Source organism: Flavobacterium sp. KS-LB2 (assembly GCF_036895565.1).
Taxonomy (GTDB): Bacteria; Bacteroidota; Bacteroidia; order Flavobacteriales; family Flavobacteriaceae; genus Flavobacterium.
The window spans coordinates 764,530-780,134 of the sequence record NZ_CP145904.1; the positions used below are offsets into that span (position 1 = coordinate 764,530).

The 15,605-nt window shown below is 33.4% G+C and carries 15 protein-coding genes; 5 read left to right on the forward strand and 10 right to left on the reverse strand.

All coding sequences use genetic code 11. The features are described from left to right. Positions 1–53 precede the first annotated feature (53 nt). The 10 genes from V5J73_RS03340 to recF form a co-directional block, all read right to left on the reverse strand. Positions 54–878 (reverse strand): energy transducer TonB, encoded by an 825-nt coding sequence (locus V5J73_RS03340; protein ID WP_338647622.1) that lies wholly within the window; start codon positions 876–878, stop codon positions 54–56. A gap of 453 nt (positions 879–1,331) precedes the next feature. Further along, entirely contained in the window at positions 1,332–1,883 is a 552-nt protein-coding gene (locus V5J73_RS03345) for an RNA polymerase sigma factor (RefSeq protein WP_131915293.1), read from the reverse strand. Continuing rightward, positions 1,874–2,980, reverse strand: a complete 1,107-nt coding sequence (locus V5J73_RS03350) for a glycosyltransferase (RefSeq protein ID WP_338647624.1) — start codon at positions 2,978–2,980, stop codon at positions 1,874–1,876. The genes V5J73_RS03345 and V5J73_RS03350 overlap by 10 nt, the downstream gene beginning before the upstream one ends. A 101-nt stretch (positions 2,981–3,081) precedes the next feature. Beyond that, the gene (locus V5J73_RS03355; RefSeq protein WP_338647627.1) at positions 3,082–3,696 is read right to left on the reverse strand and encodes an FMN-binding negative transcriptional regulator; all 615 of its coding nucleotides are present in this window, start codon (positions 3,694–3,696) and stop codon (positions 3,082–3,084) included. Between the two features lie 70 nt (positions 3,697–3,766). Further along, entirely contained in the window at positions 3,767–4,780 is a 1,014-nt protein-coding gene (gene murB / locus V5J73_RS03360) for a UDP-N-acetylmuramate dehydrogenase (RefSeq protein ID WP_338647629.1), read from the reverse strand. Positions 4,781–4,829: 49 nt separating this feature from the next. Next, positions 4,830–6,677: an asparagine synthase (glutamine-hydrolyzing) gene (gene asnB / locus V5J73_RS03365; RefSeq protein ID WP_338647630.1), complete on the reverse strand. Its 1,848-nt coding sequence runs from the start codon at positions 6,675–6,677 to the stop codon at positions 4,830–4,832. A gap of 2 nt (positions 6,678–6,679) precedes the next feature. Continuing rightward, the gene (locus tag V5J73_RS03370; RefSeq protein ID WP_338647631.1) at positions 6,680–7,747 is read right to left on the reverse strand and encodes a glycosyltransferase; all 1,068 of its coding nucleotides are present in this window, start codon (positions 7,745–7,747) and stop codon (positions 6,680–6,682) included. A 14-nt stretch (positions 7,748–7,761) separates the two neighbouring features. Further along, positions 7,762–8,433, reverse strand: coding sequence for a DUF2461 domain-containing protein (locus V5J73_RS03375; protein ID WP_338647632.1), 672 nt, complete (start codon positions 8,431–8,433; stop codon positions 7,762–7,764). Positions 8,434–8,439: 6 nt separating this feature from the next. Continuing rightward, positions 8,440–9,138, reverse strand: a complete 699-nt coding sequence (locus V5J73_RS03380; protein ID WP_338647633.1) for a thioredoxin domain-containing protein — start codon at positions 9,136–9,138, stop codon at positions 8,440–8,442. A 78-nt stretch (positions 9,139–9,216) separates the two neighbouring features. After that, complete coding sequence (gene recF / locus V5J73_RS03385; RefSeq protein ID WP_338647634.1) at positions 9,217–10,296, reverse strand: DNA replication/repair protein RecF; 1,080 nt, start codon at positions 10,294–10,296, stop codon at positions 9,217–9,219. Between the two features lie 144 nt (positions 10,297–10,440). Here recF and V5J73_RS03390 point away from each other — a divergent pair, with 144 nt between their 5' ends. The 5 genes from V5J73_RS03390 to V5J73_RS03410 all read left to right on the forward strand — a co-directional run bounded on the left by V5J73_RS03390 (position 10,441) and on the right by V5J73_RS03410 (position 15,575). Then, entirely contained in the window at positions 10,441–11,214 is a 774-nt protein-coding gene (locus V5J73_RS03390) for a tetratricopeptide repeat protein (RefSeq protein ID WP_338647635.1), read from the forward strand. A gap of 106 nt (positions 11,215–11,320) precedes the next feature. After that, positions 11,321–11,896 (forward strand): 6,7-dimethyl-8-ribityllumazine synthase, encoded by a 576-nt coding sequence (ribH, locus tag V5J73_RS03395; protein ID WP_338647637.1) that lies wholly within the window; start codon positions 11,321–11,323, stop codon positions 11,894–11,896. 164 nt (positions 11,897–12,060) lie between these two features. Next, positions 12,061–13,902, forward strand: coding sequence for a DNA mismatch repair endonuclease MutL (gene mutL / locus V5J73_RS03400; protein ID WP_338647639.1), 1,842 nt, complete (start codon positions 12,061–12,063; stop codon positions 13,900–13,902). Next, the gene (locus tag V5J73_RS03405; protein WP_338647641.1) at positions 13,899–14,645 is read left to right on the forward strand and encodes a rhomboid family intramembrane serine protease; all 747 of its coding nucleotides are present in this window, start codon (positions 13,899–13,901) and stop codon (positions 14,643–14,645) included. Before mutL ends, V5J73_RS03405 begins: the two co-directional genes overlap by 4 nt. 60 nt (positions 14,646–14,705) lie before the next feature. Next, positions 14,706–15,575 carry a rhomboid family intramembrane serine protease gene (locus tag V5J73_RS03410; protein WP_338647643.1) on the forward strand — a complete coding sequence of 290 codons (870 nt, stop codon included), beginning with the start codon at positions 14,706–14,708 and terminating at the stop codon, positions 15,573–15,575. Positions 15,576–15,605: the final 30 nt, after the last annotated feature.

Below are 15,605 nucleotides of genomic sequence, written 5' to 3' on the forward strand. Positions count from 1 at the left end.
ATGGTAAAATTAAAAAAGCTCCAAAATTAATTGAAGCTTTTCTAGTTTTTTGTTTAATTCATCTGTACAGTGATGGGAAGATTATAAGCAGTTCGGACTGCTTTTCCATCAATCATTCCTGGAGACCATTTCGTTTTCAAGGATTTCAATACTCGAATGGCTTCTTTCCCCAAGCCATAACCTGGATCTCTTTTTACTTGAATATCAGTCATGCTTCCATCTCTTTCAATTACAAAAGAAACATATACCCGAATAGCTCCGCTGGCTTCTATTTCTTGTTTTTCAAAATTGTTTCCCACATAATTATAGAATTTTTTAATTCCGCCCGGAAACTCAGGAAGTTTGTCTAAAGTGCCGCTGTTTACAATCGTATTTCCTAAATCTATAGGCGTTATAGCATCAGTTCCTGTTCCTGGAGAAGCTGAAGTTGGGTTTAAGCCTACAGTTCCAGTTCCTTCTGTAGTAGTATTTATGAGTCTAGTATTGTCTGTGTTTTTTGCAATATCCTGATTTGCTTGAGAAGCTTGTACAATTACTGGATTTACTAACTGTGCACTTTTTACTGGAACATCAATTTCTTTAGCTTTTACCTCAGGAAGTGTCTTTTTCTCTTTAAGCTGATTTGGAATTATGTCAGTAATTTGGACGACAGTATTTGTAAATTCAGGAATATCTATCGTGATGTTTTTATTGGGATTCAGATGGGTTAAAATCACAGGAATACTTAACGCTCCCGATAAAAATAACACACCCATAAAAAGTGCTGTTATTCCTGTTTTTGTACTTTCCTTACGCAATTGATACGCTCCATATTCTTTGTTTCGATCTTGGAAAACTAGGTTAATCCAACCGGTCTCGTAAATGCTTAGTTTTGACATAATGTAATGGATTTAGTGGTTAAGTAGTAATTAAGTCATAAGCAAAAGTGTTTTTCTTTTATAACGTATAAAATAGGAATTATAGTATATAAATTTAATAATTAATTTTGATTAAATTTAATTTATGTCTATTTATTTAACTCTTGTGTTGCTTAATTGTTTGTATTACTATTTTCTGGTTTCGATATTCGTAAAAAAGTATATTCGAATTGATGAATATATTTGTGTTTGAATAATAAATAGGGAATTGCATTTAAAAAGATATTTGAAACCAAGTTGAGTTTGAAATAGATTTCCTAAAAGCGAAGGAAGACTAGTATTGTTGACTCTGTAATTAAATTGCGGTGTAGAGTTTTTGCTATTGCAGATAAATTGATGTAGTCGAAAAAACTAGTTTTTCTAATATATACAAGGATTTAAATGATGGGATTTGTAGTTTTGTTTGAAATAAAGCTACCTTTTATTTTGAATTATTTCTGCCAGAAGTTTTTTGGCGCGAAGCAATTTAATCTTCACATTGCTCAATGGTTCATCAATTTTATTGGCAATTTCTTGGTAACTCATTTCTTGAAAATAACGCAACTGAATGACTTCTTGGTAATGTGGTTTCAATTCTTTGATGAATTGCAGTAATCGGGAAAGATTTTGCTCGGTAATCAGCTCATCCTCTGCAGATGGAGTGGTGTCGGCAATATTGTAGGCTTGCTGGTCTTGTTCATCAGTGATTTCAACAAAAAGACTTGATTTCTTTTTTCGTAATAAATCGATGTGGACGTTTTTTGCAATTGCAATCAGCCAAGTGTTAAATTGGAATTCAGAGTTATAAGTGGCAATTTTATCAAATGCTTTCGAGAACGTTTCTATGGTGATATCTTCAGCAGTAGTCTCATTTTCGGTACGTTTTAGCATAAAACCATACACTTCATTCCAATAATAGTCCAATAGAAAAGTAAAGGCAACCTGATCGCCTTGTTTTGCTTTTTCTATTTGTTTGTTTATTTCCAATGTACCGGTTTTGAGAATATATTTGTAATAAAGATATTGATTTGTATTAAGATAAGTACTATTTCAACGATAGGGAACCAGAATTTAATATCATTTTCTTTCAGTTTACCTGCTGAGAATCCTACCACAATCCATGCCACAAGATAACGTAATGCGATTAAACTTAAAACTAATATCCATTGAAATTGAAAGACTAATAACAATATGGGTAATAATATAAAAAGTAATTGTGAACAATAGAATGTCCCTAATTGTAATTTATCGAGAAGTTTGTAATAATTTGCCGTGGCAATATGTCTTCTTTTTTGGATCAGCCAATCTTTATATGTAGTTTTTGGTTTAGAAAGTGTAAAACTTTCTGGTGTGTAGGCGATAGTTGTGTTTTTAGCTTTTGCAGCTTGATTTACAAATAGATCGTCATCCCCAGAACGAATTTGCATATGCTCAATGAAGCCGTTTACATTGAAAAACTCTTCTTTTTTGTAGGCTAAATTTCGTCCGACACCCATATAAGGATGTCCGATTTTTGCCCATGAAAAATATTGAATAGCGGTTAATAACGTTTCATAACGAATTATTTTATTCAGGAACGAATTAGGGATTTTTTCATGTTTACCATAACCCAAAACAATTGTTTTTTGCATGGTAAATTGAGAACTCATAGCGGTTATCCAGTCTTTTGAAGTTGGGTAACAATCTGCATCTGTGAATAATAAATAGTCTTTTTTGGCGGCTTTTATTCCTAATGTCAACGCATATTTTTTGTTTCCCCAAAAAGCTTCGTTGTTTTCTACTTTTACCAAACGTACATTAGAATATTGCTTTTCAAAACCTTCAAAAACATCTAAAGTTTTGTCACTTGATGCATCATCTATAAGTACAATTTCGAAATCAGGATAGTTTTGTTCCGCGAGTAACGGAATAAAATTAAGGACATTATCTTCTTCGTTCTTAGCACATACAATCACTGAAATAGGGATTCTTTTTGGTGTTATTTTCTGTGCTTTGGCAAAAGCAAATTTTCCAAAAACACCTAGATAAAACGAAATTTGAACAACAACAATAAAGATAAAAAAGTAAAGAATGATAATAAGCATCGGAGTTTAGTATAATTTTAATTCCCTATTTTTAAGAAAGCGCAAAGGTATGAAATACAATTATGAATTGTAAATTATAAATTTATGAATTTCGAAACAATTTACATGGGGCATTTTTTCATCTCTTTTGCAGTAGCGATGGACTGGTCTGTATTTACTTTTTCTAATTCGGTTATGATATTTTGATAGTTCTTAGCATCTCTATTTTGTGACATTTTTCTCGTTGCTTGAATTTCCTTTATCTCAATTTCAAAGGCTACGATTCCGCGACTCTGCATCATGGTTTTCTTTGATAAATCTTCTATTCGAATAGGATTCTCCGAGTTTTGTTCGTACTTATCAACTAGTTTTTTTAAGGATTCAATGACACCATCTCCTTCAATAATTTTGATTTTTCCATACACATGAACTGCGATATAATTCCAGGTTGGTACATTTTCATGATCGTACCAAGAGGAAGAAATATAGCTGTGAGGTCCAGAAAATACAGCTAGGACTTGATCATTATCAGTAAAACCTTTCCATTGTGGATTTTCGATAGAAACGTGTCCGTACAAAATATCTTTGCCGTCTTGATTCGTTTCGAGTTCCAAAGGAATGTGTGTAGCGCACAATTTTCCATTGGATTGATTGATTAAAATGCCAAAACTGTTTTCTTGAAGAAATTTTTTGATTTCCTCTGAATTCTCGTTTTTGTAGATGTCAGGAATATACATGGTGATTTTAAATTAACGAATTTAGAATTTAGATTTGTTGTACTGTAATTTCCACTTCTGTGATCGTACTCTAAATCACATTTACCTCGGCCTCGATATGAATACCAAATGTTTTAAAAACAGTCTCTTGAATGTCCTTTGAAACATTCAAAATTTCTTGCCCTGTTGCATTGCCATAATTCACTAATACTAAAGCCTGATTTTTATGTATTCCGGCATCACCAAAACGTTTTCCTTTGAAACCCGCTTGCTCGATTAGCCATCCTGCAGGAACTTTTACTTCGGTTTCAGAAATATCAAAATATTTCATTTCAGGAAATCGTTTATGAATTTTTTCGAAATCCGATTTTAATACAATTGGATTTTTAAAGAAACTACCGCTATTTCCTAATACTTTTGGGTCAGGTAATTTGCTTTGTCGAATGGCAATTACAGCATTACTGACCTCTTTTAAAGTGGGATTTGTAATGTTGTTTTTGGCTAATTCTGACGAAATATCTCCATAAGAAGTGTTAATTTTATGATTTGTTTTTGTCAATTTAAAAACAACTGATGTAATTATGTATTGGTTTTTTACTTCATTTTTGAAAATGCTTTCACGATATCCAAAATGACATTCGTCCTTTGAGAAGGTTTTCATTTTCTGATTTTCTATGGTCATTGCTTCGCAGGAAACAAAGGTGTCCTTGATTTCCGTGCCATAAGCACCTATGTTTTGTACCGGGGTGGTTCCTACGTTTCCAGGAATGAGTGACATGTTTTCTAATCCGCCAAAATTTTGATCGATGGTCCAAAGTACAAATTCATGCCAGCTTTCGCCAGCTTGACTTTCGACCCAAACAAAATCATTGTTTTCTTCAATAATTTTCTTGCCTTTTAAATCGATATGAATCACTAAAGCATCAATATCTTGTGTCAAAAGCATATTGCTTCCACCTCCTAAAATAAATGTTTGCTGTGATTTGTTTTCTTGTAAAATAGTTTTCAAGTCTTGCACAGAATGTACGGCAACAAACTGTTTTGCTTTGGCTTCAATGCCAAAAGTATTGTATTTTTTTAAAGAGAAATTAGGTACTATTTCCATAAAAGAAAGGGCGTATTTGAATTGTTTTAAGCTGCATCAAAAGTAAGGATTAAAATTTAGTTGCATACGTTTTCATCCAGATATGCATCATAAACAATGGCATAATATAAGGAGTCATAGTTCTATTGCCTTTTTGTAAATTTTGAACCATTTTTTGAATGTTTATATGTTCAAAATAAGGCATTTGAAATAAATCACTTTTCGAAAAAGTTTCTAACTCATCTTTAAAAGCGGGACTATTTATGATATAATCGCCCCAAGGAACACTTAGGCCTACCTTTCTAAATTTTAGAATTTCATCTGGTAAACGTTTTTCCATGGCGCTTTTTAGAATAAATTTCCATTTTTTTCCTGTAAAAAGCCATTTGTCTTCTAATGACCCTAATCCAACAATTAATCTAGGGTCCAAAAACGGTTCTCTACATTCAATTGATGCGCCCATTGTACAACGGTCATTCCTATCTAGTAGTGAGCATAAATAGGTATGTTGATCAAAATAGAGGGCTTGTCTGCGTAGATTTTTTGGGTATAGGGATTTAGCCTCTTTGTAAATTTGTTTTCTATATTCGTTATTTGGCGAGGTTTTAACTCCAAAATTCTCCGCTATATCTTTGGGATAAATATTAGATCCGTTGTAGATAATCAAATCCGACTTTTTTGTAATTTGGGCATAACGCGTTAATTTTTCATACCGCGGTTGTTTTGTAAACACATCTAGATTTCCAATGGTGGCAATAGAATTCAATAAAGAGGGGTATTGTAAAGCTTTGTAACGCACATAACCGCCCATTAATTCATCAGCACCTTCGCCAGAAAGCAACACTTTGACCGAAGGTTTTGCCATTTGTGAAATCGCTAAAAGGTGCGGCTCACTTAAATGCATGATAGGTTCATCCTGAAAATAAGTAGCATTAATTAATTGGTCAAAAAGATTTTTGTCTTCCAATTGCATCGTGTGAAAACCATAATGAAATTTCTCTGCCATCATTTTAGCGAGATGTGCTTCATTGTGTTCTTTCTCTTTAAAGCCTATATTGAAGGTTTGTATGTCTTTGTATTTTTGATGGTGCAATGAAGCCAAAATTGACGAAGAATCCAATCCGCCACTTAGCATAACGCCCACGGGAACGTCACTCACCATTCGCATTTTTACGGAATCATCAAAAGTTTCTCGAAACCATTCGACCGGATTTTTTATTTCAGGCTGATTTTGAATTTCCTTTTTTAAATTCCACCACTTTTCGGTTGTAGTTTTTCCACCTTCGTGGATGGTCATGATGTGCCCGGGCAAAACTTTTTTTACATTCTCATACAAAGTATTTTCACCAGCTACAAATCGGTTAAAGATATATTCTTCTATTCCATTTTGCGCCATTTTAAGAGGGACACCAGCCGTAAAAAGTGCTTTTTGTTCTGATGCAAAATAAAAAGTCTCATTGTAAAAAGAATAATATAAAGGCTTAACGCCCATTCTATCCCGAACAACAGTTAGTTTTTTTTCTAATGTATCCCAAATTGCAAAGGCAAACATACCGTTGAGGCGATTGAGCATTTTTAAACCATGCAATTGAAATAATTTCATCAAAACCTCGGTATCCGAAGCAGTTCGGATGTCAAATCCATTGCTTTTTAATTCGGGATAAAACTCTTTAAAGTTGTAGATTTCACCATTATAAACCAGCACATATCTTCGGTCTTCTGAGAAGAAAGGTTGATGTCCGGCTGAGGATAGATCTAGAATTGAAAGTCTTCTGTGTCCAAAACCAATATTATTTTCTATAAACAATCCTTTGTCATCAGGACCTCGATGTTCTAACGAATCGCGCATTTTGGTAAGAATGCGTTCGTCAACTTTTTTTTGTGATTGTAAATGCAAGATTCCATTAATTCCACACATAGTTAATTGGTACTATTTGTGTTAATTAATTCGTGGTATTTGTTGGCAATGATTTTCATATTTATGTTGTAATCTGCATTTTTTTCTAAAAATAGTCTGTTTTTTAAAACGACTTCGCTTCGGTATTTATTGTTTTTAAATGCCCAGATTAGTTCATCTGCTAGCATTTCATAATCATCAACTGTAACCAATTGTCCGTTTTTCCGATGTTTAATCCAACTCTGATTTCCTGCAATATCACTTACAATTGGATAACAATTCGTAGCCATAGCTTCAAATAATGACGCCGAAACACCTTCTGTTATTGGCATACTAATGTAAATATTAGATTGTTGCAATAATTTTGGTAATTCAGTATTTGGGATTCTTCCGGTAAAGTTGACTTTGTTTTCAATACCTAAATCTTTTGCCAAATTTTTTAATTTAGAAAGTTGCGCTCCATCTCCTATAATGGTAAGTACGAAATCTATCCCTTTCTGGTTCAGAAAGGCAAATGATTTTAAAATAATATCATGACGATATTCCGGCAATAAAGAGCGAGTGACTATAGCACAAATTTTTTCTGGGTTGGACTTGTTTTGATTTTTAAATTTAGTTAAGTCAATACCTTTTGGTAAAACCAAAACTTTATTCATATCTACATTGGCTTCCATCATAGAAATAGTCATCACCGGTCCCCAAGCATGAATTAAATCTGCTTTTTTGAAAGCATAATTCTGAATGAGTTTTTTTAAAGGTAATAAAATTGATTTTTCCGGCCATAAATCGGTTCTACCTTGTTGTGCAATGGCGACAGGTTTTACGCCCGATAGTGCTGCAAGAAAACCATAACTAGTCGTTCTTTCTGCAATTACCATGTCTGGTCGTTGCATTTTTATTATTTTTCTGATTTTAAAAATAGCTAATTCAAATTCGAAAATCCTTAGAATTCGGTTATGAATACAATTGCTTGGGTTTTTTAATTCCCAAGTAATGATTTCAAAATCACCAAATTCCTTTAAGCCATTCATCCAGGTAATGGCGTCGGCGCGGTAGGATTCTCCTAGAAAAAGTATTCTCTTTTTTTTCATCAGTATAAATTAAATTACTCAGAAGTTAAAGCTCGATTTATAAAATCGTTCAATGGTTTAAGTGTAATCAGTTTTTTACTCATTGTAGCAACAAAATCTTTTTTTGTTACTTCTGAAATGTCAATTTTTTGAGAACATTCGAAACTTTTCAATTTTAAAAATTCAATAGCTGGATGTTCTTTTTCGTATCCTCGTGGTGGATTTTTCAGCGTATCTTTTTCATTTCGATCAAAATCTTTAAATTCTCTTTTGAAATTTTTTTCGTTAAGTATAGCTTCTAAATCATCATGGAAAAAGGCAATTTCTTTTCGCATTTTTTTTAAATCTGCTGCTTCAGGGCAATACAAACCACCAGCAATAAAGCTGGCACCTCTTTCTAGATGAAGGTAGTAACCGGAACGATTCATGCCTTTTGCTCCCGAAGAAAGCCAAACGCCTAAATGCGATTTGTATGGTGTTTTGTCCTTAGAAAACCGAATGTCACGATTGATTCTGAATGTACAATTCTTGACTTCCAGCATTTCCAGCGACGGATCAAGTGGTTTCATAGTATCAAGAAAATCTCCAACTAATTGCTGATATTCTTTTTTGACCGCTTCGTAGCGTTTTTTATTTTCCAAAAACCAATCTCTATTGTTGTTGGCTTTTAAATCATCTAGGAATTGTAGTGTGTTTTTTGAAAGCATTTTGATTTATTGTATTTGTTTTCTCAATTCCTCTTCACTTATAAAACCTGAATGTTTCCATTTTACTGTTGCATTGTCATATAATAATAAAGTGGGAAGTTCACTTATTTTCATTTCAGTCATTAGTGTTTTGTTTTTATCGGCATCCAAGCGAATAATAGTTACTTTACCTGCCAATTCTTTTTCCATTTTTAAAAGGTAAGGTTTCATCTTTTTGCAAGGTGCGCACCATTCTGCATAAAAATCAATCAATACTTTTTTATCAGCATTTACTAGATTATTATATTCTTGTACAGTCATTCCTGTAATTTTGTTGCTTGGTTGTGAAAGTCCTGCGGCATCCCATTTCAAAATTCCGCCTTGCAATTGGTAGATATTTGTAAAGCCAAGTTCTTCTAGTTTCTGAACGGCACTTTGGCTTCTTCCTCCACTTTTACAATACACGAAAACGGGTTTTGTTTTGTCTAGTTTTTCTGCTTCGGCAACAAAATTGTCTCCAAGCCAATTTACATTTACTGCTTTGTCAATATGATCTGAGGAGAATTCTTCCGGAGTTCGCACGTCTAGAATTTGTGGGTTAGGTGTTGTTACTATTTTTTCGCTAAAAGATTTCGCATCAATAGTTTTGCTGTTTTTTGTATTTTGACCGTTACAAGAAAAAACAATAAAAGATATGATTATGAGAAATGTTGAGTGAAATTTCATTGTGTTTTGATTTAAATTTGAATACGCTAAATTAAGTAAATTTTCAATTTTTAGACTTTAAAAAGTACTAAATAAAAGTTATAAATTGAAAATTTTATAGGTCTGATGTGTCGATTTTACAATAGTTTCAGTACGTTCCGGATGCGTATCGGAAATGAAAAGTTGGCCAAAAGTATCACTGTTGACCATTTCTATTATTTTGGCCACGCGACTTTCGTCTAATTTGTCAAAAATATCATCAAATAATAGAATGGGTTTTACACCGCTTTGTTTTTTTAAAAATTCAAATTGCGCTAGTTTTAACGCAATTAGAAATGATTTTTGTTGGCCTTGTGAGCCAAATTTCTTAATAGGATGTTCATCAATTTCAAATGATAAATCGTCTTTGTGAATTCCCACACTAGTATAATGTAGTGCTCTGTCTTTATTAATGTTTTCTTGTAATAAAGTCAATAAATCTTTTTCGAATAAATGACTTTCATACACTAGTTGAACGGTTTCTTGTGAACCCGTTATGGCTTGATGATGCGTATTGAAAATAGGGATAAACTGCTGGATAAATTCTTTTCTTTTGTCGAAGATATAAGCTCCAAAACCGGTAAGTTGCTCATTGTATATAGACAATGTATCGCTATCGAAAACATGATTCAAAGCAAAATATTTTAATAAAGCATTGCGCTGACTTATTACTTTTTGATATTGAATGAGTTGTTGTAAATAATGAGCGTCTAGTTGCGAAATCACGCTATCCATGAATTTTCTTCTGGTTTCGCTACCTTCCACAATTAAATCCCTATCCGCAGGGGAAATAATGACTAAAGGAATAAAACCAATGTGATCTGAGAATTTATCATAGGCTTTTCCGTTGCGTTTCAATATCTTTTTTTGTCCTTTTTTCAGACTACAAAGAATTTGTTCATTTCTTTCGTTTTTTTCAAATTCAGCATCAATCACAAAGAATTCTTCTCCGTGTTTAATATTTTGAACGGCTAATGGATTGAAATAGCTTTTTCCGTACGATAAATGGTAGATTGCATCAAGCACATTTGTCTTTCCAATACCATTCTTACCCACAAAACAATTTATTTTGCTGTCAAAATCGAAATTTGCTTCCGAAAAATTCTTGTAATTGAATAATGAAATCTTTTTTAAATACATCTGTAAGGCTTGCTGGTATTGAGAACTTTGATGTTTTGAGATGGGTTTTTCAAAGTGGGTGCAAATTATTGAAAAATATCGATAAAAATGCCTTTTAGATTTGAATAAAAATTTTATTTTTGCGACTCACTAAATTAAAAATAAATGGCTACTTACAATAAAAGAGGATATAAAGCACCAAAAGAAAAAGAAGTAAAAGAGGCAGTTGATGCGGTTATCATTGACGAAAAAGACAGCACAACTGCTGAGGTTTTTTCTAAATTAGATGAGACAGCTTCAATCACTGAGGATTGGGTAGCTAAAAATCAAAAAGTTATTATTGGTTTAGTTGCCGTTGCTGCTATTTTTACAATTGGTTATTTAGGATACCAAAGATTCGTTGCTGCACCACAACAAGAGGAAGCGGCAAATGAAATGTTTGTAGCGCAACAAAATTTCCAAAAAGCAACTGATGGAGTAGCAAGCGATTCCTTATACAAGCTGTCTCTGAATGGTTCTGAAGGTAAATTTGGATTCTTAAAAATTGCAGATGAATATTCTGGAACTGATGCAGGAAATTTAGCTAATTATTATGCTGGAATTGCATATTTAAACACAGGAAAATACACTGAAGCGATTGATTATTTGAGCAAATTTAAATCAGATGATATTGTTTTAGGTGCTTTGGCAAAAGGAGCAATTGGAGATGCTTATTCTCAAAAAAATCAACCGAAAGAAGCTTTAGAAAATTACGTGAAAGCTGCAGAATCAAATAAAAATGATTTTACTACGCCGCGTTTTCTATTGAAAGCTGGGAAAACAGCTTTGGCTTTAGGGAACAAAGCAGATGCTTTGAAATATTTTACAGATATTAAAGACAATTTTGAAGGAACTCCAGAGGCTGCTTCAGTTGACGTTTTGATAGGATTAGCACAATAGTAAAAAAGGATATAAGATTGGTGATGTAAGATTGTGGCATTTTGAGTTCAAAGTGGTATCTTTAATATCTGAAATCAAAATTTTAAAATCAAAATTCTAAAATCAAATGGCTACCGTAAATAAAAACTTATCCGAGTACGATAAAAATTCAATCCCAAACGCGAAAGATTTTCGCTTTGGGATTGTTGTTTCAGAATGGAATGATTCCATAACTGAAGGGCTATATAGAGGCGCTATTGAAGCCCTTTTTGAAAACCAAGTGCCAGTCCAGCATATTATTCGCTGGAATGTTCCTGGTAGTTTCGAACTTATATATGGCTCTAAGAAAATGTTGCAAACACAAAACGTAGATGCTGTAATTGCTATTGGATGCGTCATTCAAGGGCAAACGAAACATTTTGATTTTGTATGCGAAGGAGTAGTGCAAGGAATCAAAGACTTGAATGTTCAAACTGATATTCCAGTTATTTTTTGTGTTTTGACGGATAATACCATGCAACAATCCATTGATAGAAGTGGAGGAATTCACGGAAATAAAGGTACTGAAGCTGCTATTGCGGCTATAAAAATGGCGTATATTCGTCAGCAGGCTTCTTTATCTCATCAAATAGATAATCAGCATTTATTGTCTGCTGGAGCTATTCAACTAGAAGAAGGTGCACCTTTAGAGTTGAAGGAATAAATAATAAAAAAACTAATTATTAAACCTATACTGTCTCATAAATAGTATAGGTTTTTTGTTTTTTTTATGATTAAATAAGCTACCAATCCCAATAGAAATTCATTAAATTTGTACATCTTGGTTTTAAAAAATTTAAACCTTAAACTTTAAACAACATTTTTTTAATGTCGAGTATAATTCAATTACTTCCTGATCATGTTGCCAATCAAATTGCCGCTGGAGAGGTTGTTCAAAGACCAGCTTCAGTTGTCAAAGAGTTGCTGGAAAATGCAGTAGATGCAAGGGCTACAGATATAAAGTTAATTATTAAAGATGCTGGAAAGGCATTAGTCCAAGTTATAGATAATGGTTTAGGAATGAGCGTAACTGATGCTCGTTTGTGTTTTGAGCGTCACGCTACTTCCAAAATTCGCCAAGCAGAAGATTTATTTTCTTTACATACCAAAGGTTTTCGTGGAGAAGCATTAGCCTCTATTGCTGCTATTGCTCATGTAGAAATGAAAACCAAGCAAGAACAAGAAGAACTTGGGACACATATTATCGTTGAAGGCAGTAAGTTTGTAACGCAAGATGTAGCTGTTTTGCCAAAAGGAACTTCATTTGCTGTCAAAAATTTATTTTTTAATATTCCTGCACGACGCAATTTCCTGAAATCGGATACGGTGGAATACCGCCATATTATTGATGAATTTCAACGTGTGGCTTTGGCTCACCCAAAAATACATTTTACGTTTTATCACAATGGCAGTGAAATGTTTAATTTGCCACCCTCAACTTTGCGACAAAGAATTGTGAATGTTTTCTCGGGTAAAACCAATGAAAAATTAGTTCCGGTTCAAGAAGAAACAGAAATAGTGACGATTCAGGGATTTGTAAGCAAACCTGAGTTTGCCAAAAAAAATCGCGGAGAGCAGTTTTTCTTTGTCAATGATCGTTTTATAAAAAGCGGTTATTTGCATCATGCGGTTATGGCCGCCTATGACGGAATTTTGAAAGATGGGGCACAGCCTAGTTATTTTTTAGATTTATCGGTGCCACCTAATACTATTGATATCAATATTCATCCCACTAAAACGGAGATTAAGTTTGATGACGAACATGCTTTATATGCTATTTTAAGAGCTTCCATAAAACATAGTTTGGGGCAATTTAATGTGGCTCCAGTTTTGGATTTTGACCGTGATTCTAATTTAGACACACCATATCATTACAAAGATTTAGAAGGTGCAACACCGACGATTCAGGTGGATGGCAACTTTAATCCTTTCTCTGAAGAAAAGCCCAGCAAGCAATTTTCCACTTATAGGAAACCGGAACCAACAGCTAATTGGGAAAGTTTATACGTAGGTTTAAAACAAGATACGGATGAAATAGGGCAGATGACTTTCGAAAATGAAGAAGTGACTTCCTCTTTATTTAACGATGAAGAAGTAGAGCATTCGGTTCATAAAACGTATCAAATTCATAAAAAATACATTGTTTCTTCCATCAAATCAGGAATGGTAATTGTCGATCAGCAGCGGGCACATCAGCGTGTTTTGTATGAGCAGTTTTTAGTAAATATGACCGTTAATCAGGCATCAAGCCAGCAGTTGTTGTTTCCTTTGAACTTGTTTTTTTCGTCAAGCGAAATGGAACTTATTGGGGAGTTACAACTTTCGTTGATGAATACTGGATTTGTTTTTGAAGAAAACAATAATGATCATATTGTTATTTCTGGAATACCGGTAAATGTTACGGAGAGCGAAGTTTCATTAGTTTTAGAACAATTATTAAGTGATTTGCAGGACGGAATTCCTGAAAGCAGTTTCAGTCAGAATGATACGATTGCCAAATCAATGGCCAAAAGTTTAGCGGTAAAAACAGGAACGCACCTTACAGAAAAAGAGCAGGAAAATTTGGTCAACGGACTTTTTGCCTGTAAAGACCCCAATGTTTCACCATTTCATAAACCCACTTTCATCACGATGCGTGTGGAAGATTTAGATAAAAAATTTGCAATATGAGAAATGTCACCGAAACCGTAAAACAATTAATTATAATCAATGTATTGTTTTTTATAGGAACCCTAGTAATTGGAGATGCTGCCTATAAAATATTAGCCTTGTATTTTCCAGAGAACCCTAGTTTTCAGTTGTGGCAACCCTTAACGCATATGTTTATGCATGGTGGCTTTATGCATATTTTTTTTAATATGTTTGCCTTGTACTCTTTTGGATCGGCTTTAGAGCAAATGTGGGGAAGCAAGAAATTCTTATTTTTCTATATTTCTTGTGGACTAGGCGCTGCATTGTTGCATACTGGAGTGAATTATTACTATTTTCAAGATGGAATGAATACTTTGATTGCTAACGGATTTCCTAAACAAGATATTCTACAGCTTTTGAATGAGGGTAAAATCGATACAAGATGGCAACAATTTATATCCGTATCTGATTTTCAAAATTTCACAAGTGCTTATGCTGGAACCGCAGTAGGAGCTTCTGGAGCTATTTATGGTACAATAGTAGCCTTTGCTTTTATGTTTCCAAATGCTGAATTGGCTTTGATGTTTATTCCCGTGCCAATAAAAGCAAAATATTTTGTGCCAGGTCTAGTATTGGTCGATTTGTATTTAGGAATTTCCGGAAAATCAATTTTTGGTGGTGGCGGAATTGCTCATTTTGCGCACGTTGGAGGTGCTTTGTTTGGTTTTATTATCATGTGGTATTGGAAAAAAAATCAGTTCAATAATAACCGTTGGAATTAAAATTTTAATTTCGGCTAAAATGTACAAATTCACTTTTCGTTTATAAATCCCAATTGCATTATGAATATTATTGACGACCTGAAATTACAATATAAAATGGGAGGAATAGTGACTCAGCTAATCTTTTGGAATGTAGCTTTGTTTGTTATTCCGTGGTTATTTTTTGCGCTTTTATCCTTGTTGGGTGTCAATATTGATTACATTCATTATGTGAGTTTGTCTTCTAATCCGGCACATTTGCTTTGGAAACCTTGGTCGTTGCTTTCGTATGCTTTTTTTCACAGCGGAATCATGCATATTATTTTTAATATGATTGTTTTGAATTTTTCGGGTAGATTATTCATGACTTATTTTACATCTAAACAGTTGCTGGGTTTGTATGTGTTGAGTGCCATTTTTGCTGGATTATGTTATATTTTAGTTTTTTACATTTTAAATATTAGTGCGCCTATTGTAGGAGCTTCTGCGGCAATTATGGCTATTTTAGTAGCCACTACAACCTATCATCCTTTGATGGAACTTCGTTTATTGATTATTGGAAATGTGAAGTTGTGGCATATAACAGCCGTGATTATTATTGTCGATTTAATGCAACTGCGTTCAGAAAATATGGGCGGACATATTTCTCATCTTTCAGGCGCTTTATTTGGTTTTATTTTTATTAAATTGCTTCAAAATGGAACCGATTTAAGTACTCTAGTTTCTCGTTTTTTAGATTTTTTTGCCAATTTGTTCCAAAAAAATACAGCAACACCGTTCAAAAAAGTCCATAAAAATTACAGTAAGCCTTTGGTGAAAAGCGTTTCAAAAATAGTTGCAAAAGATAAATCTCAGCAACAGATAGATGAAATTTTAGATAAAATCAGTCAGTCTGGATATGATAGTTTGACAAAGGAAGAAAAAGAATTCTTGTTCAAAGTTGGGAAATAAGTTGCAATGAGATTTTAGATAGTGTAGTAC

What these genes read in the sequence shown, in the direction of transcription:
- murB (WP_338647629.1), bottom strand. Translation starts at nt 4,780, where the DNA reads ATGGAAATAGTACCTAATTTCTCTTTAAAAAAATACAATACTTTTGGC.
- V5J73_RS03410 (WP_338647643.1), top strand. Translation starts at nt 14,706, where the DNA reads ATGAATATTATTGACGACCTGAAATTACAATATAAAATGGGAGGAATA.
- V5J73_RS03340 (WP_338647622.1), bottom strand. Translation starts at nt 878, where the DNA reads ATGTCAAAACTAAGCATTTACGAGACCGGTTGGATTAACCTAGTTTTC.
- V5J73_RS03405 (WP_338647641.1), top strand. Translation starts at nt 13,899, where the DNA reads ATGAGAAATGTCACCGAAACCGTAAAACAATTAATTATAATCAATGTA.
- V5J73_RS03375 (WP_338647632.1), bottom strand. Translation starts at nt 8,433, where the DNA reads ATGCTTTCAAAAAACACACTACAATTCCTAGATGATTTAAAAGCCAAC.
- V5J73_RS03380 (WP_338647633.1), bottom strand. Translation starts at nt 9,138, where the DNA reads ATGAAATTTCACTCAACATTTCTCATAATCATATCTTTTATTGTTTTT.
- V5J73_RS03390 (WP_338647635.1), top strand. Translation starts at nt 10,441, where the DNA reads ATGGCTACTTACAATAAAAGAGGATATAAAGCACCAAAAGAAAAAGAA.
- V5J73_RS03370 (WP_338647631.1), bottom strand. Translation starts at nt 7,747, where the DNA reads ATGAAAAAAAAGAGAATACTTTTTCTAGGAGAATCCTACCGCGCCGAC.
- ribH (WP_338647637.1), top strand. Translation starts at nt 11,321, where the DNA reads ATGGCTACCGTAAATAAAAACTTATCCGAGTACGATAAAAATTCAATC.
- V5J73_RS03350 (WP_338647624.1), bottom strand. Translation starts at nt 2,980, where the DNA reads ATGCTTATTATCATTCTTTACTTTTTTATCTTTATTGTTGTTGTTCAA.
- V5J73_RS03355 (WP_338647627.1), bottom strand. Translation starts at nt 3,696, where the DNA reads ATGTATATTCCTGACATCTACAAAAACGAGAATTCAGAGGAAATCAAA.
- asnB (WP_338647630.1), bottom strand. Translation starts at nt 6,677, where the DNA reads ATGTGTGGAATTAATGGAATCTTGCATTTACAATCACAAAAAAAAGTT.
- recF (WP_338647634.1), bottom strand. Translation starts at nt 10,296, where the DNA reads ATGTATTTAAAAAAGATTTCATTATTCAATTACAAGAATTTTTCGGAA.
- mutL (WP_338647639.1), top strand. Translation starts at nt 12,061, where the DNA reads ATGTCGAGTATAATTCAATTACTTCCTGATCATGTTGCCAATCAAATT.